This is a genomic window from Pseudoalteromonas rubra (assembly GCF_000238295.3).
Taxonomy (GTDB): Bacteria; Pseudomonadota; Gammaproteobacteria; order Enterobacterales; family Alteromonadaceae; genus Pseudoalteromonas; species Pseudoalteromonas rubra.
In genome coordinates this window covers 106275-130405 of the sequence record NZ_AHCD03000035.1, presented here as the reverse complement: position 1 = coordinate 130405, position 24131 = coordinate 106275, and the positions used below count along the sequence as shown (strand labels likewise).

The window sequence follows — 24131 nt, the reverse complement described above, 5'->3', positions numbered from 1 at the left end:
TGTAGTATTTTGCGTATATAATTCAGCTGTTTATAACCCCACAAACATGAGAAACAATGAAAACACCTATTTTTACTGCGCTCACACTGGGATTTACGCTCACAACAACATCGGTCACTGCCGCGGACTGGAGTAACACGCAATTACACATTAACCATGGCGAGTTCAAAAACCCGTTTAGTCAGCAAAAAGCAAATCAGACAATCTACTCCCTGCAACATGCCTCGGGCTACCGCTACGGCGATAACTTTTTCTTTATCGATTACAGTACAGATGACCTGGATGATGGTCATCAGGATGGCGACTTTTACGGCGAATGGTATTCGACTTTTAGCCTGGGGAAACTGGCGGGCCTGAAGTTTAATGACTCACCATTACAAGACGTTGGCATTGTGATGGGCTTTAACGCCGCCGGTGATGCCAAAGTCATGAAATACCTGCCAGGCGTAAAGCTGTCCTGGAACCTCGAAGGGTTTAATTTCTTCGCGACCACTTTAACTGCCTACATCGATGACAGCCGCGGTGTTAAAGCCGGTGGCGCACCGAAAGAAACCAGCAGTTACATACTGGATGTAGCCTGGAGCTATCCATTCTCTTTGGGCGACCACAAGTTTGAATTCACCGGTCACGTTGAATACCTCACGGGCCGTGATAATGAAGTCGGTGGTGACGTGAAGAACTGGCTACTGGCACAACCTATTTTACGCTGGGATCTGGGTCACGCGCTGGAGATGCCTGAAAACCAGCTCATGCTCGGTCTCGAATGGCAATACTGGCAAAATAAACTGGGCACTGACACCGACGAATCAGTCCCTCAGATCCACCTTGCCTGGACGTTTTAAGCCACACTGTTTGACCGGGCCCTCTGTTCAGGCCCGGCTACCTCATTTCACTTTTTAAATACGTCTTCTGAATATTTCTGAATAAAAAGCGGACAAAGATCATTGCCAATGAACATACCATACAGTATGGTATGTTCATTCAATCTCATAAGGAGTTGTTTTATGTTCAGTCATATCACTAGCCTGACCCCAGAGCCCGATCGCCTTCAGGCAAAAGCAGGCCCACACCATTTCCGTGATGCATTACAAATTGCGCTCGACACCCCCTCCCTGACCCCCAGTCAGCTGCAATACCGGATCTTTAATACCATGCCTGGTTGGGTCACACAGCTAATGCAACTCAGAAACAAGCTGGTCGCGGTATTTGGCTTTTCCACCGGACAAGAGACCATGACACCCGCCAGTGATGAGCTCGCAGTAGGCGATCAGGCAGGTTTTCTGAACGTGTGTGAAAAACATCCAGAGGAGATCATCAGTTACTCGGAAGACCGCCATATGGTTTTTTATCTCAGTGTAAAAAAACAGCAAAGCTCCGTGATTGTATCCACCTTGGTCAACCCAAAAACCCTTACGGGGCGCATTTACCTCAATGCCATCTTGCCCTTTCATTATGTCGTGGCTCGCAGTGTTATACAGGGCGCAAAGAAGGCGGGCCGATTATGAGTGATGCAAAACAAGGCTGGCTGGCATTTGCCTTAAAAACGCTGATCAGCAGTGGCCCAGATGCCCTGACAATAGACCGACTATGCGCCCGTAAAAAAGTGACCAAAGGCTCTTTTTATCATCACTTTAAAAATCGCCAGGCATTCATAGACGCACTCATGACGTACTGGTATGAACAGGCTACAACACGTCTGATCGCCATTGCCGATACGCAGCCCTGTCCGCTGACCAGACTGGAACGCCTTGATGAGGCCATCGCAGCCACAGACATTGAAGCCGAATTGCATATTCGCGCCTGGGCACTGAAAGATGCCAGCATACAGCACCATTTATGTACCATAGACACGCAGCGCCAGTACTATCTTAAAACCTGCTACCTCGAATTAGGCCTGGATCAAACGCACGCAGAACACCTGGCAACAACCAGCTATGCCAGCTTTCTCGGGCTCCAGCAGCTCTACCCTCGCCTGTCCGTTCAGGACTGTCTGGCACTGAGTTCACAACAGGCAAAAACGCAACTGAAGGAACTATTATGAAATCCCCCTATTTCATGAGTTATGGCCTGATTGCCATCGGCTTGCTACATAACCTGGTTGGTTTATTGATGGGCTGGGAGGTGCTTACCGCAATGCATCAGGATGGCTGGTTTGCCAGTACAGTGAAACAAAACATGATGTTATTCGATCGCGAAGCCATCGTTTGGTTTTTGGTCTGCGGATCCTTATTTATTCTATTGGGTTTTGTCCTGCAACACATGCAGAAACACGATGTGCCTTTGCCTGGGCTGCTTTGCCCGGCTTTATTCACCCTCGGCCTGATAATCGTGATCATTATGCCACTCTCAGGTGGTTACCTTCTCATTCTCCTGGCGTTAGTGCCATCAATAGCACGTCTAAGGTACCGCAAGTCATCGCATTTATAGTTACTTTTTTCCTAAAGGTGTCACTATCCCTGCCGATACAAAATAAGATAAAAGTATTATTCGGTGTATATTTCGCGCATGAATGACCCAAGGAACGTGCAATGACATTTATCATCCATCAGGCCACCACTGATATTTCCGCATTTAAAACTAAGCCACCAGCGCCTGCAAAAGAGCCAGCCGGAGAAAAGACCAGCGAAGAGCAGGCAGCTGCCGCGGCTACTGACACAGCTGAGAAAGCTCAGGGTATCACCTTGTCCAATGAAGACAAGCATGTGTTGTCCGGGGAAAAAGCCAAAGAAGATGAAGAAAAATATGAGGATGTGCCGGCTTACATTCAACGTATGCTCGAGCGCCTGGAGGAGATTAAAGAAGAAATAACGTTACTTAAAGAGGAGCTGATGGAATTGCAAGCTGAACGTACGCCCGATGAGGCAACACAGCAGCTCACTGAAATGAAAAGCCAGTATCTGATGCAGTTACAGGAGCAATATTTCGACATCATCAAGAACATTCAGGAGGCGCTGAAAAAAGAAGGGATCACGGACCCCGGGATCATTATTCGCGCCATAACCTGACATTTACAGCCTGGTTCAGCCTATCCAGGCAGACAACCCTATGCCAAATATGCCGAACAGACTGATATAACAAACGCCAAAAGAGACACTGCGCATCAGTTTCTTTCCGAGGTAGTAACAAGCCATATGGCCGACTCTGGAGGCTAAGTACACCACAGCCAGTCCGTTTAGCCAACTGGGATTGGCCCCTGAAAACATCGCAAACATCACCACCAATATCAGGATCCCCACAGTCTCATTACTGTTAGCGAACACACGATTACAGCGAAACAAAAGATCATTCGGATCCTGCGTCACCGCCACACCCGGCGGATGCTTTTGTTTAATTGCCATAACGTCTACAATCGCCAATTGAACTAAGAATAAAGCGCCTGATAATCCAAGTACTAAAATACTCAACTGGTATGGGGCCAAAAGGTCTGTCATGCTGACTTCCTTGCTGTATAAAATTTAGGTGCAAACACAGTGACCTATTTTGTCCAGGTGTGTCAATCACTGTACGATTAAATCTCTAAGTAAAATAAGATGACCTGGCCTAACCCAATCGCGACCTTGACTATGTCCTGTCTGCCGGAAAGACCATTTCAAACAGACAACCCTTATCAGGCGCAGATATACACTTAATTTCGCCGTTCAGTACAAAAGTCACTAAATTAAACACCATATAAAGGCCCAGCCCTACATTGCCCTGGTGTCGGGTGGTAGTGTGAAACGGTTCGAAAATGTGCGCCAGTGTGTCGTCTGCGATGCCTTTGCCTGCATCTTTAAAACTCAGTTTAATCTGCCCTTCATCGTACGATAATGTGATCCACACGTCCCCGTGAGATGAATCAAACCCATGCTGTATCGCATTCATTAGTAAATCTTCTAACACGCGCTCCAGCGCCTGCTTATTAAAACGCACGGAAACAGACGCGGGACAGTCAACATTGAAACTGACTGATTTGCTAACATGGCACGCAACAAATGCATCAAGGAATGCCTTTAACTCAGCACGATCTTGATTGCTGGTGTATTCGTGGGCAGATGCCTGCTTAAATCGCTTCACCAATTGTGCCGCCCGCGTTGTGTTACTCTCTATCAGCTGTGCACTGGATTCGGACACATCAATAAACGCCTGCGTATCACTTAAGGTCAGTTTGCTTTGCGCCAGTTTGTCCTTAAATCCATACAACGCCTGGGTCAGCACCGAGCAGGCTGTAACCGTGGTGCCCAAAGGCGTATTGAGCTCGTGAGAAACACCACTGATCAGACGCCCAAGCGAGGCCATTTTTTGTGCTTCTACCAGCGTCGACTGCGTTCTGGTCAGCGTATCCAGTGTGTTGGCCAGCTCATCCCGGGATTGCTTTAAACGTTCGGTTCGCTCCTCAACACGCTCTTCAAGGGATTTATTCAGTTCAGCCAAAGCGATCTCCGTTCGCTTAAGTGCTGAGATATCCTTGATTGTACCGCATGCCCTGACGGCCGTACCGCTTTCATGCCGGGTCGTCACTTTCCCCCGATCTAAAACCCAAAGCCAGCCCCCCTGAGTCGTTTTGACCCGGTAGCTCACTTCATAGAAGTCTGTTTCCCCCTCCAGGTGCTTATTAAACGCTTGTTCTAATTCGGGGTAATCTTCAGGGTGTACAGATGCTTTTATGACACTGAGATCTGAGCCAATCTCGGCAGCAGGTAATTGCAAATTACTCTGTTGGTTGTCTCGTGTAATCACGCCTTCTGCCAAATCCCAATCCCATAGCTCATCGCCACTTCCCCATAGAGCCAGACTGAGTCGCTCTTTAGCACTACTCACCTGCTTTAGCGCCAGCTGCTCGATTTTTAGCTGTTTATTCTTGCTGTACCAAAAATACAAGAAAAACACTGTGCCAAATACCAGTACCAAGGCAATAAGAACGACCCCCTTTTGAAATGCCTGCTTTTCTATCTGTAAGTCTTTAATACGATTTTCTTGCACCAGTTCAGCAATTTCACGTTCCTTTTCTTCTACATCGAACTCGACACTTAATGCGCTGAGCCGATACTGGTTATTCCTGTTTTCCCATTCGCTTTGATAAAATAAATAGGCATTCAGGTAGTGAACTGCCTGCACAGGCTGCCCGGCCTGCTCGTAGACTTGCGCAAGTTCGCGCTGATATTGCATGACAAGGGCATCTCTTTGATGCTCAGTGGCTATCTCAATGGCTCTGAGATACTCATCGATTGCTTGCTGGGTCGCTCCCCGCTTTAACGACAATTGTGCGAACGCCTGATAAATCTCAGCAATGCGATCTTCCCAGGGGGAGCCCAGATACAATGGCAAGCTTTTATTAAGATACGCTTCGGCTTTTTTCAGCTCACCGGTGGCTATATACAAACGCCCCAGATCCAGATAGGTTGAAATGTTCGTGTCAAAGCGGTTAATCGCTTGTTTCAGGTTCAAGGCTTCCATCAAACTGTTTTCAGCGCTGCCATAGTCCCCCACTAACCGATACACAGAGCCCAGGCGATTATAGGTGTGGATCATACCCATTTTATAGTCCAGCACTTTCCTGTACTCCAGGGATTTAAGGTACGTCTCAATGGCACTGTTATAATCACCAATCTCTTCAAGATAGGTACCCATATTGCTGTAATAAATTCCCAGCTTTCTGTCATCCTTGAGCTGTAACGCTATCTGGATAGCTTTGTTCTGGTGAAACAGCACTTTTTCGTAAAGGTTCATCCTTCTGTAAAGAGAGGCCAAACTTTGGTGTATCGAAGATACCCGGTAGTTATCCTGTAATTTGCGATATAAATTCAGGCTATGAAGAAAGTCAGCTAAGGCGTCATCGAAGCGCATCAGCCGAATATTGAGTGCACCTGACAACTGGCGGGCTCGAGCAAGGTACCTGTCATGGCCAATCTTCGTTGCTACCTGCATAGCGGTGACAAGATCAGCTTCAGCAATATCAACATTTTGCTGTCGCGTAGCAATATCCGCAGAGACCAGTTTAGCCAATATCTGATTAGCCTCGATCCGGCTTTGTATTGCCAGTATATTCGCGCGCTCAGCCAACCTTTTAGCCTGGCTAAGTTCTCGTTTCGATATGTGGGCACGGGCCAGGTGACTCAACAATCGGGCACTCTGGTCATCATTGGGGTTGTCCGCCAGCAACGAGAGCCCTGCCTGGCCATAAGCAAGTGATTCGGCAGTACGAAAATGAAAGTGTTGCGCAACATAAGCTATGATTGCTTCTACTTTTTCACTTCCTTCTGCACTTTCTATCTTTTCTGCCATCAGCTCGGCGGATAAAGACGTTTGAGCGACAGAGGCCACACTGAATGTCAGGCACAAAACAAAGCACACCAGATATTTCAAATCAGCGGTGTTTTCGGACATATAACCACCCGTTTCCCTTACTTCAGATGTTAAGAAGGCGCATCTCTGTTATTGAATATGTTAGTATAATTCAAAGGTGTTGTTTTGCCGCCCTAGTCCGTTTCTCCAGTCCATCAATATTTTATGAGGCACCAACCCCCTTACACGACACAGTTCATCAAGAAAAACCACCGAAACTGAGCTATAACTTATACTAGCAAGTAGTCACCTTTACCTGGCAAAGTTGTGTGGAATAATGCGAATTTAACAACCTTTTTGTTTTGCTTTTTTGTTAGTGCTCCGAGCTTTGCGATGTGTAACTTAATGCGCATGGGCGGTAGCCCGGATGCCCCGCCAATAAGCTACGCTATTCATGAAGACAAGTTGCGTGGCATCGGATTTGATTTTGTACGCCAAGTTTTACCTGCACACACGCAAATTGAAGTCACTAAACCTATGCCCTGGCTGAGGGCAATACAATGGGCCAGAGACGGCCACATAGATATGCTGGTTGGGCTGCAAAGTACAGACTATCCGCGCGAGTGGTTTACCTACCTTGAACCTGCCTTAACCACCTCAGCCCACAGTGTGTTCTATCGACGCGAGGAAATATCACTCACTAGCATGACAGAGCTTATCCCCCTCAGAGGCGCTACCTTGCGCGGCGAAAAATCAGCGGCTCAAAGTCACACAGGCTTTGACCTGACTCAGCTTACCCTCACTACCGCTGACAGCGTTGAGAAAGCGCTGAAAATGTTATCCATGAGGCGCATAGACTACTTTATTGCACCTCAGTGGCAGGCCATCAGTAGCTGGCTAAACCTGTATAACGCGCAAGCTCTGCCACTAGCTATGCTCCCGGAGCCCGTGCATATCAATCCTGTTTACTTAGTGCTGTCTAACCAAAGTGCCTGCCTGCCGTATAAATCAGAGCTGGAAGCTGCAATCATAAAAGCACAGAAAGAGGGCCTGATGGAAGCTTTGCTGGAACAAAGCTTCCTGTACTCAAACGTGGTTGATCAGTTTCATGATCTTTTACGTTAAAAAGACGCGATGACCCTGACACTGTCATCCGCACTGCCACTGGTGACATAACCGATAATACTGGCATCTCCTTTCACCATATCCAGTACTTCCTGATCATTGGCCAGCTTTTTTGGCGGTTGTCCTTTACCAGTAAACAGGAGCTTAGACCAGTATGCTTTTAACTGGCTGGCACTGCGACCGATCACTTTGCTGTAGAACTCTTCACTGGCAGCACTTGTATCAGACTGACTGACTGGCACGGCTTTACCCGCACCATTAAAGGTTTTTAACTTACCCAGGAATATTTGCTCTATCTGATTCTTGTCCAACGCAGCTGTATTTGAGGGATGGACAACGACATCAACAGCCCAGCATGAAGAAGATAGGCCAATCAAGCCCGTAAATATAATCGCTTTCATTACTTTCCCCTCAAAAGACCAAATCGACGCCCGCGGTCCAAATCGAATAGTCACCGACTGAAGGCCGGGAGTCTTCACCGCTTACATACTGGAACTTCAACGCTGCATTAGGATGAAAATCATATCTGACAGACAGACCGACACCATCAAACTCTCGCATTGCCAGGTTATTTCGAATCGCAACCCCGGTCGCTCTCAAAGTTGGCTGGTCTACGCCATTGAGGAAATCCAAGTCTTTGTTATCTTGCAAAAATCTCTCGTGATGTACTGTAACGATGACATCATCGACTACACGGTAACCAATTGCGGTGTACCAGACCTGATTAAATCCATCACTCGAGTCTTCAACGCCGTAATCGGCATATTCCACATCCAGAATGACGCGGTCGTAATCGATATGAAAGCCCGTGTAACCATATAGGCCATTTTTGCCATCCCAAACCACGGCATCTCTGAACGCCTGAACCTGTTGCTCTGTTGCCCCCTGGGACTTAGCCAGTTCGATTGCCCCCTGAGCGCCTCCAAGGATCGCATTGGTGTCGACCGTACCGCCTTCTATTTCGACTATGAAAAAGCCACCGTACACGGTCCACCAGTCTTTAGATAATTCGAGCCTGACAGACAACTCATCTTTGAAGCCAAAAGATTCGTCCTGCTGAGTTGCGGCCAGAAAGGTCGTACCGCGCCAGCTGCCATAAAGTACTTTGGTCGACAATGCATAATCGCCAAAGATAAAGTTGCTGTCTAAAGACACCCCTTCAATTGTGGTGAAATCAAATCCAATGTAGACCGCTTTGGGCAAACGACCAAAGTTGTGTGTATAGCCAACATTTTGGTACTCAGATTGGTAAAAGCTGGGATTGGCAAAGCGTCCCATACTGATAGTATGCTGTGGGTTAATTTCGTAACTGACATACGCCCACCTCGCTTCTGCGTCAAAATCACCTTTACCTTCAGCGAGCAGCTGAACAGTCGCGCTGAGGCCACCGCCCAGATCCGCTCGTGCCTGAAGCGCAAACAGAGATTCGTCAGAAAAAGAGATATCGCCGTCTCCCTCAAGTGTCTCAAATGGTGACGTACCCCCATCACTATCGGCGGCAGTCGCCCTGAGAGAAGCAAAGCCATTAAATACGACGTCGGCGCAGCTGGCGAAACTGCTCGTCACCAAAGCGCCTCCAATTACCCACTTCAAAGCATAATTACAGTTCATAGTTAGTCCTACCCGTTAGTCTTTCAGTGCGCGCAGAGTTACATAACGCCTTTTAACCGTAGCGCAACTTAATCCTTTTGCTAGCAAGGATATTTTAATTTCCTGATGCAGGTAATATCGGCTCTGATCAGCCTCTCATGCTTTCGTCAACAGGACGACGTACAGGTTAACCAGAACCTGTTCTCACAACATCCATTCGCCTGAGCGTCTCTTAACAGCAACGAATACTGAGCTAAGTGGATTTAAAATAGGGTAAAATCCATTATATTTCTGACAGTTAAAGACATATAACCGCTTGCTCCTGAGATCACATTGCACTGCTAAAAAGTCACGAGGCTTGGGCAAGGTGTGTAAATTACAGTGCCGTGCACACAGACCTATACAAGCCTCTGACAATGTAAGAAAGGCTAAGTCATCCCTTTTTTATTTAATTTTTACAAACAATTGGCAAATTGGGCGTTTATGGCTAAGACTTGTTACTGTGTTGGACTAGCATCGCGCCTGTGCAGGTACAGGCAGTCATTCAGTTGATAGTTTGGTGTTTTAATACTGGGGAACTCGGTTATGCATTGGTTTAAAAACCTACCACTGTTTTACAAAATAAGCTTGATTGTTGCTCTGTCTGTCTCCGTGTTCACTGCTAACCTGCTCATTAATTTCTTTGCCTTCCAGAACACTCAAAAAGAGCTCGTACTGCTGGAACGGCAAATTTACAAAACTGTTCAACTGTCCACAATTAACAGTGTTCTCATCCGTCGGGCAGATGAGTTGTTCAGTCAGGCGGTCTCGTTTGCCGATAACGACGTCATGAATCAAGCCTTGCAGACTGTGCAAGATCTGAAAGCCAACCTCGATGAACTACGTGTATTAGATGTTGAGAACAGTACATTGATTAAAAACCAGCTTGAAGTCATTGCCGAATACAAAACACTGTCTGAACGGCTCGCACAAGGTATGATCAATGACACCATTGACTTCAGTACACTTCCCACGCTTGCAAAACAAAAATCAGACCTGTTTGAAAAAGCAGAAAACGGCCTTACAGCCTACCAAAAAAGTGTCGACGAGTTGTTTCAAAGTACCATCAGAAAAGCATATGAAAGCGGTAATGACGGTTTGTGGCTATCAATCCAGTCAGGCGTGGTTCTGACGATTCTGCTGGTGATAGTGGCACTGTCCGTTGCTCGCAATATCAGCTTCACTGCCAATGAATTACGGAGCTCGTTAAGTGAACTGGCAGACGGGCATGGTGACTTAAATCAGCGTATTGAAGTACTGGGTGACGATGAACTAGGCCGCACAGCGCTCAACTTCAACAAATTTATGGATACGCTCACCACTGCTATCAATGGGGTTATGTCCGTTTCACAACCACTCCTTGATACCTCAGAAAAGCTGGTACACAGCACCGAAAAAGTAAGAAGAGTAACAGATCAGCAATCGGCGCAGGCAGCACAAACACAACAGTCGATTAATGAACTTATTCAGTCCATCGACAGCATTAGCGACTCTGCATCTGCGGCAAACACCGCAGCGCATGAAACCGAGCAAGAAGCACACAATGGCCTTTCAGCGGTAACCGATACCATAGCTAATTCGAAAGAGCTAAACCAACAGATTGGCGAAGCGGCCGAAGCGGTCAATGATCTCGCTAAAGGCACCGGCAATGTCTCATCTATTCTAGATGTGATCAGTTCAATCGCAGAGCAAACCAACCTACTTGCGCTCAATGCAGCCATCGAGGCTGCCCGGGCAGGTGAACAAGGCCGGGGCTTTGCGGTGGTTGCCGATGAAGTACGTACGCTGGCCTCGCGCACAGGGGATGCGACGACAGAAATACGCACAATGCTCGACTCACTGCAAAATGCCGCTGAGCGCAGCGTTAAAATGATGAGCCAGGCCGATGAACAGGCAAGCAGTAACGAATCCAGAGCGCTAAAAGCCGGTCAGGCATTAGAAGAGATCCAAAGTAAAATCGCCAATATTACGCTAATGAACAACCAAATTGCGTCTGCAACAGAGCAACAGAGCTCTGTTGCAGCCCAGGTTGCCGATACGATTGAAAAGATGAATGAAGGACAGAAACAAGTTAACGCGTCCTTCACCGACCTGGATGATGTTTCTCACAGACTGCACCAGGCTTCTGATCGGTTAGTCTCAGCGACCAGTCAGTTCAAACTCTAGATTTGGTGTGCCAAATTGTGTCTTTTCCGGGCTCTGTGGCCCGGTCGGAGACATGTGTCCAAAGCTTCTTACCTCCTCCTCACAAATCCCACAAAACTGCTCACAATTTATGCAAAAAACCTTTCTTTTTTGCATATATAACTATACTTAGCAGTGCCAACAACACGAGTTTAGCGGAGCTATCCATGAAACTAAAATATACTCTCTTGGTCACAGCGTTAGCATCAACGACACTTCATGCCGAGGTCAACATATCTGGGTTCGCCAGTATGACAGGTGGCCAGGTGTTAAGTGGTTCGGGTGTCCCTCAGTTCGGTCTGGAACCTACTTTTCTGGCTGACTATCCCATCGTGAGCGCTTATAAAGAAGACTTATCCTTTTCGCCTGAATCCCTGATTGGTTTACAGATCAGCAGCGACCTGGGTGAAGGCCTTAGCGTCACAGGTCAGATTGTCGCCAGGGGTGCCAATGATTACGATGCAGAATTTGAATGGGCCTATGCCTCATACGAGATAAACGACAACTGGACATTTCAGGTCGGTAAAAAGCGTTTACCTTTGTTTTATTACTCTGATTTTTATGATGTAGGGTACGCGTATGTGTGGATGCGGGCCCCTGCCGACAACTATACCTGGCAGATATTTAATTATGAAGGTGCCAATCTGCTGTACAGCGGTGCAATCGGAGATTGGGGCATTTCTGCCAACGTATACACAGGCCGTGAAGACGACACGGAAAATAAACTCTTGTCTGAATTCTTCTTCCAAACCCCTACCCGGGAGATTTGGGAAGATATTCTGGGCGGTGTGGTACAGCTCAGCTATGACTGGCTTGAGTTGCGCGTCACCCACATGCGCTATACCAACAAGCGTTTTCGCAATGGTGAGCCTGAGCTTTGGAATGGTAAAGACAGCCGGGATGGCAAATTTTATGGTCTCGCCGCCAATGCAGATTTTGGCAATGTCTTTATCTTATCTGAGTTTAACCGGCTGGACCTCGATGGAGACTTAGATACTTACATGATCAGTGCTGGCTACCGATTCGACACCATCACCCCATACATTATGTATTCCAACTTTGAACAAAAAGATGGAGACGATCCGGAGAAACATGATACTCGTGCCGTCGGGGTTAGATGGGACTTCCATCCTTCCGCAGCCTTCAAAGTACAATACGACAAAGTCGAAGATGATTCGACTGCACTGGCAGTAGCAGGCGACAGTGAATCACTCACTTTTGGTATTGATTTGGTTTTTTAGGGGAAATGACATGAGAAATTTAATATACGCAGTGCTATTGTCGTCGGCTTTTAACGCTTATGCTGGCGTATCCGTGATTGTTCACCCCAGCAACGGCAGTAGCTTTGATACCTCAACAATCAACCGTATTTTTACTGGCAAAGAGAAATCTTTTTCCAATGGGAATAAAGCGATCCCGGTGTCACAAGAGCCGGGTAACCCAATCACCGATGAGTTTAACAGCAAAGCACTCAATAAGTCTTCAGCTCAGCTCAAGGCATATTGGTCTAAACTCATCTTTACCGGTAAGGGCACACCACCTAAGGAAGTTTCTAATGACGCGGAAGTCATCAAAATGGTCTCCGCAAATCCGGATACAATTGGCTTTGTCTCTTCCGATTCGGTCACTGATGCCGTGAAAGTGGTGCAGCAGTTTTAGCAGCCCTGAGCGTACTTTTTTATCAGTCTTAAGCCGGTTTATCTGAACCGGCTTTCACGTGGCAGCGCTTGTATTAAACAGCACTGAATTGTTCCTACCTTATTCGTCCAGAACCTGAAAGGTTATCTCTTGTGTCTCTAACGAGAAGACTTTCCCGTTATCCAATTCTATCCTGATATAAAAAGTCATGTTTACAGGATACTCAGGTCCTGTATTTAACACCAGATTGCGTGTAAAGCCTGCGTTCAACGCCTCTCCATCGCGACCGTATTGCAAAAACTCATCCACTGTGAAAAACGTTTTTGTGTCGTTATGATAAGAATAATATCTGTTGAGCGAATCATCATAAGTCACCGAAAATAATGCATTCAGATTGCTCCCGGAGGGGTATTGCTGACTAAAATCCACTGCTGAAGTGATATCCAATGATACAATACTTTCTTCTGTCTGAGGGGGGATCGGCGACAAAGCATAGGCTTTAGAGATCAACTGAAAAGGTATAAATGTGCCAAACCCGGACGCCAATTTGACCGACTCTGTTTGTGTATCGAGGCCAAATACGATATCCCGATAAGTGACAGGTTCATTCACCTTATAAGGTGTATCTCGATTGTACTCAGGATCGTCTGCATCTTGCTCAGCCAGTCGATTATAGATGCTCACTTCAAATCCCTGAGTGACTATCTTAGTGCTTTTTTCACTCGGTTTCGGTGGCGTTACAGGCCCTGTTATACCTGACGTGGTCTCTCTGTTGCCAGACCCGCAACCAACCAGAATACCCGATAATATGAATGCTATGAATGTGTGTTTCTTCATTATTTTTCCTTAAACAAGCTCTGCGCGGCATTCTATCTGGGTGTATGATAGTGTCCAACCAGTTGCGTGTTATTTAATGTTACCGTATGTCTCATTACGCAACGGGTAAAATGGGCCTGATACGAAAGCAGTTCAGGCCCTGTGTTGATTACTTGCACTCCCCAATTACTTTCCACACTGCCCAGCGGCTTGAGTAATCAGCCGGAACTTGATTACGTGTCCACCATTTTGCCTGGTACAGTTTGCCGTTATGGCTCACCTGATCGCCAGCAGTATATACAGTGCCAGCAGACCAGGCACCAGTCCGGCAGCCTGGTGCCTTCGCTTTGATGCCAATTTGGTGTGTGGCTGAACGTGTTTGCAAACCGCTCTTATCGCTGGCCACGGCATACAGCTCGTAGGTCCCTGCCTCGCTCAGAGTCGTCGACGCACTGAAAGGCTCCAGATTGCTGCTTGCGACTTGTTTGCCGTTTATGAAATATCGGACCTGAGCCAAATCACCATCTTTATCCGACGCTTGAACCTGAAGCATAATGGGCTGTTCAGGGGCAAACTGACTACCATTTTTGGGGCTAGTTAAAACCACCTCCGGCGCATTTGCCTCATCCTGACTGGGTGTCACTTTGATAGCCCGTGTTACAACGTGAGAGCGCGCACCGTCATCATCCACTGCAACGGCACTCAAGGTGTACTCGCCAGCTTGCTGAGCATTAAAATTGAACGCGTAAGGTGCTCGGGTAAGTTCGGTCAATAGCTGGCCATTTACGCTGATCAGCACCTCTTGCACTTCACCATCCTGATCGGTTGCGCTTAGTGCCACCGCTACCCGGCTACCTTCTGTGACTTCGAGATTATTTGCTGGTGACAAGAAAGTCAGCTCAGGTGCCTGGTTTGGCTGTTCTTGAGTCAGCCCACACTCAACGCCGCGTTGCCATACTCCCCAGGAACCCGAATTATGCGCAGGACTTTGACCGCGATTCCACCATTTAGCGGTGTATTCATAGCCATCAAAGGCGGCTTTATTACCCTGCACATAGACCTGACTTTCCTGCCATTGGGGTGTCTGACATTGACTCGGGTCGATTAACGTAAACTGCACAGGCTCAGAGGTCACGCGCAAGCCTTCATTGTCTTCCACTACCGCACTCAGTTGATACGTCCCGGTTTGATCGCTTTGCCAGCGTACCTCAAAAGGCGCCTCGGTTAATGTCTGGTATTGCTCACCATTTACTATAAAGGTTACTTTAGCAACTTCACCATAGTCATCTTGCGCATCGGCACTGAAAGTCAGCGCTGAGTTAATCTTAAAACGTCCGCCCTCACCCGGGTTCGTTATGGTGATTTCAGGGGCTTTATTTTCTGTACAGGCAAACACGCCGACCTGTTTAAATGCCGCGCCAACGTCCTTGATATCATAACCCAACTCTTCGGCTGCATCCGTTACACCGCAAGCCAGCGACTCAAAATTACCGTTGTACACCCAGTAGTGTTTATTTGCATGCAACATCACCTCATAGGCTTTTTTTACGCCCCAGCCTGGTGTGGTAGACAATAAATAGAAAGCTTTGTTGAATACCCCTGAACTGTAATGAACGTCGAGCCCTATGGTGTAATCATCCGCATGACCAATAGACTTGCCGTCTTTGGTTGGATCATCCATATAACGCAGCGCTGTGCGGTTTTTGAAAATGCTGGCACCGATTAACCAATCCACTTCACAATTGCCATCGGCGTCTTGATTCAAAAAGCATTCCAGTGCCTCCGACGTCATGTCTGAAAACGCCTCGTTCACCCCACCTGACATGCTGCTATAAACCAGCTTTGAGTTTTGCGAAGTCACGCCATGGGCAATTTCATGGGCGACCACGCCCAGCGATGTGAAAGGATATACGCCATAACGAGACAAGTTGCCATCACCAAACGTCACTTCTTTGCCATTCCAGAACGCATTGAGATAATTTTCCCGGTAGTGCACCCGCATCACCAAATCGCCTTCCAGTGCGCGGCTGCTGTACCAGTCATCAAACATCTCCAGCGTCGCTTTACCATAATACATCGCATCATTAAGGGGAGAATAGGCACCATTGACTGACTTATGCTGATTCTCATGACAATCAAACACGAAGGTCTCGGTATTGCTGATGTCATGTTCCATATCGATCACACGAATGTCATCATGCGCCAGCGCACAACGTCCGTCATCACGCTCCGTCGCATAAAATTTAGGCATATCGTCACCGTAATAATGGCGGCCTATTTTCTCATTGCCGCCGGGGCCCGTACCAATTTTTCCATGGGTCAGAGTCTCAACATGACTCAGGATCTCGGCACTGTGTGCATCAATGAAAAACTCCGGTCTGCTGGGGGCTTGCTCTGTCTCAGCAAAGAAAGTGACCATGTATGCCAATCTAAAGCCATTCTGGTAAGGATAAACCACCAGTTCAACCTGCTCATCGTGCGTGAGCAATAGATCCGCAATACTGCTCTTTGCACTACTCAGAGCTTGTGTTTCATCAATTGACGCAACAACTGAATCCAGCTTAGGTGCCGGTACCACTGAACCACTCACTCCAGTGATATCCCCCTCAGGTGAAAACCATACACTAAGCAGGTTTTGTGCATCATGGTGAGTGACAATTTCCCCACCGTGTACGCGGACCCCCTGATAATACTGGCTACGACGAAGGTGTTTGCCATCTTTGCTGCGGCTGTGGGTTTTAAATTCCAGCCCAGACTGCGTGCCTGCCTGACGAGATTGGAAAAAACGCGTTGATTGTTGTAGCTGCTCAATGAGCTGTGACTCAAGTTGCTGATCGCTATGAATGCTCACTGGTGCTGTGCTGGCTGCGGCACCAAACACGCTCATCGCACCGAGAAAAGACGCTATGGGTGATAATTTGTACATGATTATACTCTTATTGTTCGTTGTTTTTATTAGTTGGAAGCGCATCCCTGCGCTAATCGGGTTATCCATAACAGCGGGTTAATTTATAGCTTGCGCCACACACCGTTAGTGCCTGGCGTCTGACCTCGGGTCCACCAGCGTGCCTGCCAGGTTTCTCCGCCGTGTGTTACTTTGTCTCCACCGGTATAAACCAGGTCACTGCGCCAGGCTCGCACTTTGCCGTCGTCCGGAATGATTTCCTGCCATACGCCCCCGTTGGAAGGCGTCGCTCCCTGTGTCCACCAGCGAGCGCGATATTCAACGCCTTTGTAAAACACCTTGTCACCGCCTACATACACTTTGCTGGCATCCCAGGTGGTTTTGCCATCGCCAGGCGTCGGATCAGGCGTATCAGCCAGGTTTTTCACGGTGACGTTAAACTGACGCTGCACTTCGTGGACGCCATCACTGACGGTCACAGTGCCGGTCACAGTCTGTGTTTTTTCCACTTCAGAGGCGTTCAGAGTGACCGATGCGCCCTGGCCGCTGATGGTATGACCCGGCACATGCCAACTATAGCTCAATGCTTTACCTTCCGGATCAGTGGCACCCACAGTCAGCGTTTTGCTGGACTTTTCATCCAGGCTAATACTCGCTATGTCTCCAACAACGGGGGCTTTATTTTCAACCACCGGCGCTTTTACCAGTACTTTGACCTGTCGCTGTACCTGGTTCACCCCATCGGAAACCTGCAAGTTAACCGTATACACCGCATCCTGAGTGACATTCGGCGCCGTTACGATAACGCTGTCATCCTCGCTTTGCAGATTCAGTTGAGCATCACCTGACCAGCGATAGATCAGAGCTTGACCTTCGGGGTCGCGCGCATCGGCAGTCAGAATATAAATGTCACCCGCCGCCAGCGTCAGGTTAGTCGGCATAGTGACTACTGGTGCTTTGTTCACTGGTACCGGTTCAGTCACTTTCCCGGCCAATCCTTCGTGCATCGCATTGAGAATATCACCGTTATCCGCATCAATTTCCCAGGCAAACAAACCGCCCAGATTGTGTTCACGGACATATTGGCCCTTTGCTCTGACGGAACGCGGGCTGTCATAAGTCACCAGGGTGCCTGTATCTCGGTTCCAAACATAAGCCGCTTCGGCTGTGGTGTCATAACCCACTTCAAAGCCATTAATTCCCTGCTCATCACTGCCAATCATGTGTGCCTTGAGTCCTTTATAATCAATGACACCGGCTTCCCAAATGCCCTGTGACGTGCTGCCACGCAACTTACCATTGGCCGGCGCGGTCATCGGATTATCTGCAATTTGGGCATTGTTCGGATAAACACCTTCCCAGCCACGACCGTACATGGCTGCACCGACTACTAGCTTTTCACTGGGAACACCTTGCTTAAGTAATAACTGAATTGCATTATCCAGAGTATAAGCAGGGCCTTTTCTTGCCTCCCCTTGCTCATCTAACCCGGTACCCTGACATTCTTCTGAACTGAGGTGTGAACCACAGTAAATACCCGTCTGATGGCCTGTTTCATTGTTCCAGCCACCGTAAAAGTCATAAGTCATGGCAAAGATGTAATCCATGTACTGCGCAGCATCGCGATAATCAACATCTTCGATTTTGTCCCAGCCAGTACCAATGGCTGATGTCAGTTCATAGTCACGACCCGTCTGGGCTTCCAGCTCATCCAACATCACTCTGAGCTCTTTCATCAGTAAGACATAGGTTTCACCATCCGTACTTGCACCTAAGTCAGGGTGGGCACCATCACCGCCCGGGAATTCCCAGTCTATATCCACACCATCATAGAATTTCCAGGTCGTCAGGAACTCGCGCATTGACCTGACAAAGGTGTCGCGATTTGCTTTGTCCGTAAAGTCAAAGAAGGGATCGGATAAAGTCCAGCCACCCACCGAAGGTAAGATCTTCAGGTCCGGGTTTCGCTGTTTAAGCGCCATTAATTGCGCGTAGGTACCGCGAATTGGATCTTTACTGCTGATCCCCGGCAGGGCTTTTTGCACTGCAGCCCAGGGGTCGTGGATCACCACTTCATAATCTTCAGAGCTGCCACACGCCAGCTTTAACGCGCGCAGACTATTGCCATTTTCAATTTCTGCCAGCGAGTCATTCGGCCCACAGATAGGAATGAAGCCATACAACAGGTGAGTCAGGTTATCCGCCGGGAGCTGCGTTACATCAAAGTTGCGGCCGTATATGCCCCACTCGACAAAATAGGCTCCCACCACGGTATTGGGGTCGGTGTCATATTGCTTGTTATTGGGGTTGACGTTCAGCTTGAGTGGTTCCAGGTGTCCACCATCAGTATCCGCAATTACGATGGGCTTACTGGCAGAGGTGGCGCAGCCCGACGCATCACACAATGCAATGCGCAATTCATGACGGCCCGATTTATGATAAGGGAAGCGGATCACCCCGCTGGTGGTGCCTTTCGCCAGCTGCCCTTCATTAACCACCTTGTCATCAAAGTACACTTTGTAGCTGTCCCCTCCTTTGCCCGACCAGGCATTCCATTCGATGGCGATATCGACCACTTCTTTGGCCTGGATCAGCTGTTTGTAGGAGCCTCTGCCGTAAATGTTGACGTCAACAAACGAGTAATTTTGCGGTTTCCAGTTGATGCTCGGGGTTGATGGTGCGGCGACAGCTGTCGCTACTGATAACGCTGATGCGACTGCGGCCGCGCTGATTAAATAGTTAAACATGTTTTTTCCTCTTGAATTGTTATAGTTTTTTCCACACATTGTGCTTGCCTGGTTGCTGCCCTCGGGTCCACCAACGGGCCTGATAACGTTGACCCTGGTAACGCACAACGGCACCACCCGCGTAAGCCACTGAGGCTTGCCATTGGTCTTGAGGTTCAGAAGGTGATGCTATGCGCTCCCAGGCATAGCTGCTGTCTGGCCGCTGTCCGCGAACCCACCACTTGGCCCGGTATTGACTGCCGTTAAAGCTCACAATGTCTCCACCGGTATAAACCTTATCCGCCTGCCAGGCATCGCTCTCAGGCGGTGTCGGAGTGGTATCCTGATTAGTCACAGCAATGACCACATTGACTGAGGTGCTTAGCTGTCCGTCAGAGACGGTGACCTTGCCACTAAACTGCGTGTCTTTATCAACCTGTGGGGCCGTGACTGTGATGGTTGAGCCGGTGCCGGTGTAACTGATCTGAGCCGGCAGCTGCCAGTCGAAATGCAGTGTGCTTTGCTGATCATCGAAAGCATGCACATGCAAATGAGCGCTTTGCTCTTCCTGTACAGTCAATATTGCCGGGGTATGTACCGTAGGTGGTGTATTCGCAGGTTTAGCCACCACACTGAGGTTGAAGCTATGCGTCTGATCAGTAACAAAAACCTGATTACTCGCCAGGCTAGTTGCATCAAAGTGAATATTGCCATGTTCATCCTGCACGCCAATACGGATCAGCGAAGCAAACGCCTCATTGAGCTGAGTCGCGAAATACTCAGGCCAGTTGGTGTGATGAGGCTCAGTAATAGTGAGCTTTTCCTGGATCAACTCTTTACCATTGGTATCGAACACGCGCATCCATACCGTATCGCCAACATGCGCTTGCTGCCCCTGACGTACATAATACCCGGCGCTGTGCCAGCTTTGTGGTGGCTGAGGTTCTGCTCCCCTGACAATGGTAATGTCACTACAGTTGTAAAAACCTTCTCCGACTACATCGTCCCGCTGCCAGCGACTGTAAAGGATCGCGTCCCCCGAAAAACGCTCGGGAATGGCGACTTTCATCTCGTAGTAACGTTTACCATCGGGTGCCATAAAAAATTCGATATTGCCATGGCTTTGTACCAGTTCGAGATCAGCCCAGCTAAGTGCTTTGTTTTTAAAATCAACACCCGGCTTGGTCAGATAAAACTGCCAAAAACTGGGGTTGTGTGGTGTTGTAGCCCGATAACGAATTTTAACTTGTCCCTGACTGTCGACCGTTACTGGGGTTGTCTGCCAGTCTTTTGAGGGTAAGCCCATGCCCGCTTTGTTTTTATCGCCGGCATGACACAAAGTGCCATCAGGAATATTCGCCTCAACCGCGCTTTGATCGTTAAAATTCGCCGTATTGACAGCAAATTCATGCTTTTGAATAAACTGTACATGGCCGGATTTCAAAAATGCGGCACGGCAGGCAGCATTGGGGATCTTAGAACCATCTTTTGGCCACCAGAATCCGCCCTGCTCCTGACAAATCGCCTGACGGGCCATAGGAAAGTCCATATAGCCATGCGCTAATGCCTGATTGGCAGCAGCCAAGCTCATCCCCACGGCGAGAGCCGATAGGGTTTTATTATATTTCATAGGGTTATCTCCTGCGGTGGCAGCTATGCCACCGCTATTTATTGAGGATTACAGCGAGCAAACCTGCTGCCAGGCACCACCATTAGACGGCGTGGCATTAGTCCACCACTTGGCTTTGTAGACGTAACCGTTATGGATCAGCATATCGCCACCGAGCGCATGGCTTGGTGTACCGGCCCAGTTGGTGCGCGGCCACTGTGGATAATGATTGATATTACTCAGCTCAACCCCCTCGCAAAGCGTGCCGGATGGAGGGTTACCACCGGAAGTGTCATCCGATTTTTTCGCTACAGGCAACTGAGGATATTCGCTACTGAAGGCGTATTGTTTGCCACCTTTTTCAATGACAAAATTGACCGGCCCCGTGATCGGCATGTAGTACATAACCTGAGCATTCACGGTCTCGCCTGGTTTAAACGATTCCAGCTGACCGCCCCACTCGTTTTTCAGGGTGATTGAAAAACGATGGAATGCGTTGTCAAAGCCACCAATGTTGTTACCGCGTGTATTGCTGGCATCATGCTCTACTTTCATGCCCAGCTTTTTGCGAGCATTCCAGTTGGACTTGAAGATCGCAGAGGTTGAGACTGGCACATTGAAGCTGATTGTCGCCCCGCTGAGATCCAGCTCTGAGTGGTTGGTGAACGCGAATGTGGGTCTGATCGGGTAGTTCTGATCGCCAACCGGGAAGTCTTTGGCGCTAAAGCGAATATCAACCGCTGACTCAGGCACAACAAACTCTGCATCGCCCTGCACCGTGGCGTAGTCTGTGCCACTTTGATTGAAAGTGTTGTAGGCGAGACTGGTCATGGTTGACCCCATGAAGTACTCACCTTTCTGTGCATGATAGTCAAAGTCGCCTGCAAGCTCCCAGAACATCACGCCACCCAGGCCTTTTTCAAGCACATAATTAAGCTTGGTTTGCATGGATTCAGTATCTTCCATCGACAAGAAGACTTTTTTCTGTGCATTGTACAACCAGGGAGCGACAGCGATGTCATCGTAATGCCGCACATAGTCGCCTCGCATCACATCATCCGGATCTGTAGCAGGCGTCAGGCCATAGTCAGCCAGATAACTTGGATTGATGCCATGTTGCAGGTTTTTAGCGTGCCATAAGGGGTTCGACCCGGCAGCGACTTCCTGACCATTTTCAATGTCATGCCACAGGTTGTCGATGCCAATGGCACCGTTACCACATTTGTTCTTCTCACCGATCCCTGTTCCTTTCGGACAGGCGTTTTGATCAGGCAATGGCGCACGACCCCAAAGACCATTTTCACCACCACGCACATCCTTAAATCCACGGGTGTAATAGGGAATACCTATGTTGATCCGCCCGGCTGGCAATGCACCTCTGAAATAATTCACGGCCCAGTCTGTGTTGAGGTAACCAATTCCACCAAACTCCTTGGTACCGTATACATTCCAGGTTTTCAGTTCAGTGTCTTTACCGGTATCATACAAAGGCGCGTTGTGGCCAACATGGTCATTCCAGGCACCGTGCAGGTCGTAACTCATGATGTTCACAAAATCCAGGTACTGTGCAGTCTGAAACGTTTCCATGCCTCTTAACAAGTAACCCGAAGAAGGAGACGCTATGGTCAGCATGTAGTGCTTACCATCCTGCTCACCCGCTTTATCCAGCGCTTCACGCAAAGATTTCATCAGCACCTGATAAGACTTATTCAGGCCAGCACGACGCTGGTTACTGATGTCAAAATCATCAGGGTGACCCGAGTCTTTCATTGACGACGGATATTCGTAGTCAATATCCAGGCCATCAAACCCGTACTGACGTAGGAAAGCCACAGAGCTGGCAACAAACGCTTGTATCCCTTCATGATTCACACTGCCGTCGGCATGGGTGGTCATAGTGTAAAAACCACCATTGTTAACGCGCGTCCCGGTTTCATCGAAGTAACCGCCGGTTTCAGCCCAGCCACCCACAGAAATCATCGTTTTGACGTGTGGATACTGCTTTTTGTAGCGGTTTAACAAGTTAAAATGTCCGGTATAGGGCAGACTTGGGTCCATTTCAGCACCCGCCTCACCCGGCCACGTCATGTTGGTCGCAGCGTTGCCTTCAGCTTTGGGGTCACCAATACTCAATTCATTCTGACTGTTTACATGGGCAAAGGCATAGTTAATATGGGTGATCTTGTCCCATGGGATATCATTGACCAGATAACTTGGCTGATTATTTTTACCATGCCGCCAGCTGGTAAAGTAACCAATCACGCGCCGTGGATGATCTGCCCCCATTTTCTCCCGACCTTCGCTATCGTACACATCACAATAAGCACTGGTTACGCCAGGTGTGCGATATAAACCGGCAGGCAAACAATCCAACTGGCTGGTTTTATCGTCACCCGGCGCTTTCACAATAAAAGTACGCGTGATGGTTTCTGACACCAGGCCATGCTCGTCAGTTGCCTGCAAAGTAAATTCATGACGCCCGGCCGATGCAGCTGACCACTCGTAATGTGCTTGCGCAAGCTCAGTACGCTTGATCTCTTGACCATTCAACGTCAACACCTGTGTTAAGCGGTCATTTTCTTTGTCGTGACTTCGCAGTGTCAACCGGACCTTGCTACCCACTTCCAGTTCATTGGGCAATTCAGCTGTGAGGCGTGAGACAGGAGCGGTATTTTTTTCTCCCGGCGGCAATGCTGCTACCTGAACAGTACGTTTTGCTGATACCGACTTTGCACCATCGTCATCAATCGCAACAGCATGGAAAACGTGATCCCCGACGCGTGCCTTCCAGTTGAGCACGTATGGGGCCTCGTCCAGTACTTTCACCAAAGCGTCATTGTGATACACAGAAACCTGTCTGACGATGCCATCGCTGTCATGTGCACTGAAAACGAACTGAAGCTTTTCGCCTTCCGTCACGCTCATATCACTACCCGGTTGCTCCATGTCAATCACAGGTGATTGATTAGGTTGCTCACCTCCCTGGCATTCACCGAGTTTACGCCACTCCTGCCATTGGCCAGAGCGAAGCTTAGGTGATGAACGGTTCCACCAGTTTGCCCGATAAGCTATGTTATCTTGTTGCACTTGCTGGCCAGATGTATACACCTGTCCTGCCTGCCACTGAGGTATCTCATTACAATCCACCGCCGCACTCGCGTGGTGTGCCATTAATGCTAGCGCTATTGCACTAAGCTTAACGGTTGGCTTTTTTATGTTAACTAGTTGCATAAATGCA

The 24131-nt window shown here is 48.5% G+C and carries 18 protein-coding genes; 9 read left to right on the top strand and 9 right to left on the bottom strand.

Annotation, left to right across the window (positions count from 1 at the left end):
- Positions 1-56: 56 nt before the first annotated feature.
- From PRUB_RS11565 to PRUB_RS11545, 5 genes are all read left to right on the top strand, one after another.
- Positions 57-842: a hypothetical protein gene (locus PRUB_RS11565; RefSeq protein WP_010386109.1), complete on the top strand. Its 786-nt coding sequence runs from the start codon at positions 57-59 to the stop codon at positions 840-842.
- Between the two features lie 162 nt (positions 843-1004).
- The gene (locus tag PRUB_RS11560) at positions 1005-1505 is read left to right on the top strand and encodes a DUF2867 domain-containing protein (protein WP_010386107.1); all 501 of its coding nucleotides are present in this window, start codon (positions 1005-1007) and stop codon (positions 1503-1505) included.
- Positions 1502-2041 (top strand): TetR/AcrR family transcriptional regulator, encoded by a 540-nt coding sequence (locus PRUB_RS11555; protein WP_010386106.1) that lies wholly within the window; start codon positions 1502-1504, stop codon positions 2039-2041. The genes PRUB_RS11560 and PRUB_RS11555 overlap by 4 nt, the downstream gene beginning before the upstream one ends.
- Positions 2038-2427, top strand: a complete 390-nt coding sequence (locus PRUB_RS11550) for a DUF6463 family protein (protein ID WP_010386105.1) — start codon at positions 2038-2040, stop codon at positions 2425-2427. The genes PRUB_RS11555 and PRUB_RS11550 overlap by 4 nt, the downstream gene beginning before the upstream one ends.
- Before the next feature lie 101 nt (positions 2428-2528).
- A complete protein-coding gene (locus PRUB_RS11545; protein WP_010386104.1) occupies positions 2529-3005 on the top strand; it encodes a hypothetical protein in 477 nt (158 codons plus the stop codon).
- A 15-nt stretch (positions 3006-3020) separates the two neighbouring features.
- On the opposite strand, the gene PRUB_RS11540 is transcribed toward PRUB_RS11545, so the two are convergent.
- Both PRUB_RS11540 and PRUB_RS11535 read right to left on the bottom strand, forming a co-directional pair.
- On the bottom strand, positions 3021-3431 hold the full coding sequence (locus tag PRUB_RS11540; RefSeq protein WP_010386103.1) for an MAPEG family protein: 411 nt from the start codon (positions 3429-3431) through the stop codon (positions 3021-3023).
- A 130-nt stretch (positions 3432-3561) separates the two neighbouring features.
- Positions 3562-6363, bottom strand: a complete 2802-nt coding sequence (locus PRUB_RS11535) for a tetratricopeptide repeat protein (protein WP_010386102.1) — start codon at positions 6361-6363, stop codon at positions 3562-3564.
- Between the two features lie 291 nt (positions 6364-6654).
- Between PRUB_RS11535 and PRUB_RS11530 the strand changes: the two genes are divergently transcribed.
- Positions 6655-7386 carry a substrate-binding periplasmic protein gene (locus PRUB_RS11530; protein WP_155946298.1) on the top strand — a complete coding sequence of 244 codons (732 nt, stop codon included), beginning with the start codon at positions 6655-6657 and terminating at the stop codon, positions 7384-7386.
- Here the strand turns inward: PRUB_RS11530 and PRUB_RS11525 are convergent.
- Both PRUB_RS11525 and PRUB_RS11520 read right to left on the bottom strand, forming a co-directional pair.
- Positions 7383-7787, bottom strand: a complete 405-nt coding sequence (locus PRUB_RS11525) for a type 2 periplasmic-binding domain-containing protein (RefSeq protein ID WP_010386100.1) — start codon at positions 7785-7787, stop codon at positions 7383-7385. The two genes, PRUB_RS11530 and PRUB_RS11525, sit on opposite strands and share 4 nt — an antisense overlap.
- A 10-nt stretch (positions 7788-7797) precedes the next feature.
- A complete protein-coding gene (locus PRUB_RS11520; RefSeq protein WP_010386098.1) occupies positions 7798-8997 on the bottom strand; it encodes a porin family protein in 1200 nt (399 codons plus the stop codon).
- 564 nt (positions 8998-9561) lie between these two features.
- Between PRUB_RS11520 and PRUB_RS11515 the strand changes: the two genes are divergently transcribed.
- From PRUB_RS11515 to PRUB_RS11505, 3 genes are all read left to right on the top strand, one after another.
- On the top strand, positions 9562-11181 hold the full coding sequence (locus PRUB_RS11515) for a methyl-accepting chemotaxis protein (RefSeq protein WP_010386097.1): 1620 nt from the start codon (positions 9562-9564) through the stop codon (positions 11179-11181).
- A gap of 185 nt (positions 11182-11366) precedes the next feature.
- The gene (locus PRUB_RS11510; RefSeq protein WP_010386096.1) at positions 11367-12440 is read left to right on the top strand and encodes a porin; all 1074 of its coding nucleotides are present in this window, start codon (positions 11367-11369) and stop codon (positions 12438-12440) included.
- Between the two features lie 10 nt (positions 12441-12450).
- Complete coding sequence (locus PRUB_RS11505; protein ID WP_010386095.1) at positions 12451-12858, top strand: type 2 periplasmic-binding domain-containing protein; 408 nt, start codon at positions 12451-12453, stop codon at positions 12856-12858.
- Between the two features lie 99 nt (positions 12859-12957).
- Here PRUB_RS11505 and PRUB_RS11500 read toward each other — a convergent pair whose 3' ends face one another.
- From PRUB_RS11500 to PRUB_RS11480, 5 genes are all read right to left on the bottom strand, one after another.
- Complete coding sequence (locus PRUB_RS11500) at positions 12958-13674, bottom strand: hypothetical protein (protein WP_010386094.1); 717 nt, start codon at positions 13672-13674, stop codon at positions 12958-12960.
- Between the two features lie 148 nt (positions 13675-13822).
- Positions 13823-16579, bottom strand: coding sequence for an Ig-like domain-containing protein (locus PRUB_RS11495; RefSeq protein ID WP_010386093.1), 2757 nt, complete (start codon positions 16577-16579; stop codon positions 13823-13825).
- A gap of 83 nt (positions 16580-16662) precedes the next feature.
- Positions 16663-19305 (bottom strand): glycosyl hydrolase family 18 protein, encoded by a 2643-nt coding sequence (locus PRUB_RS11490; protein ID WP_010386092.1) that lies wholly within the window; start codon positions 19303-19305, stop codon positions 16663-16665.
- Positions 19306-19324: 19 nt separating this feature from the next.
- Positions 19325-20914 carry a lytic polysaccharide monooxygenase gene (locus PRUB_RS11485; RefSeq protein WP_010386091.1) on the bottom strand — a complete coding sequence of 530 codons (1590 nt, stop codon included), beginning with the start codon at positions 20912-20914 and terminating at the stop codon, positions 19325-19327.
- A gap of 48 nt (positions 20915-20962) precedes the next feature.
- Positions 20963-24124, bottom strand: a complete 3162-nt coding sequence (locus PRUB_RS11480) for a glycosyl hydrolase family 18 protein (RefSeq protein ID WP_010386089.1) — start codon at positions 24122-24124, stop codon at positions 20963-20965.
- Positions 24125-24131 lie beyond the last annotated feature (7 nt).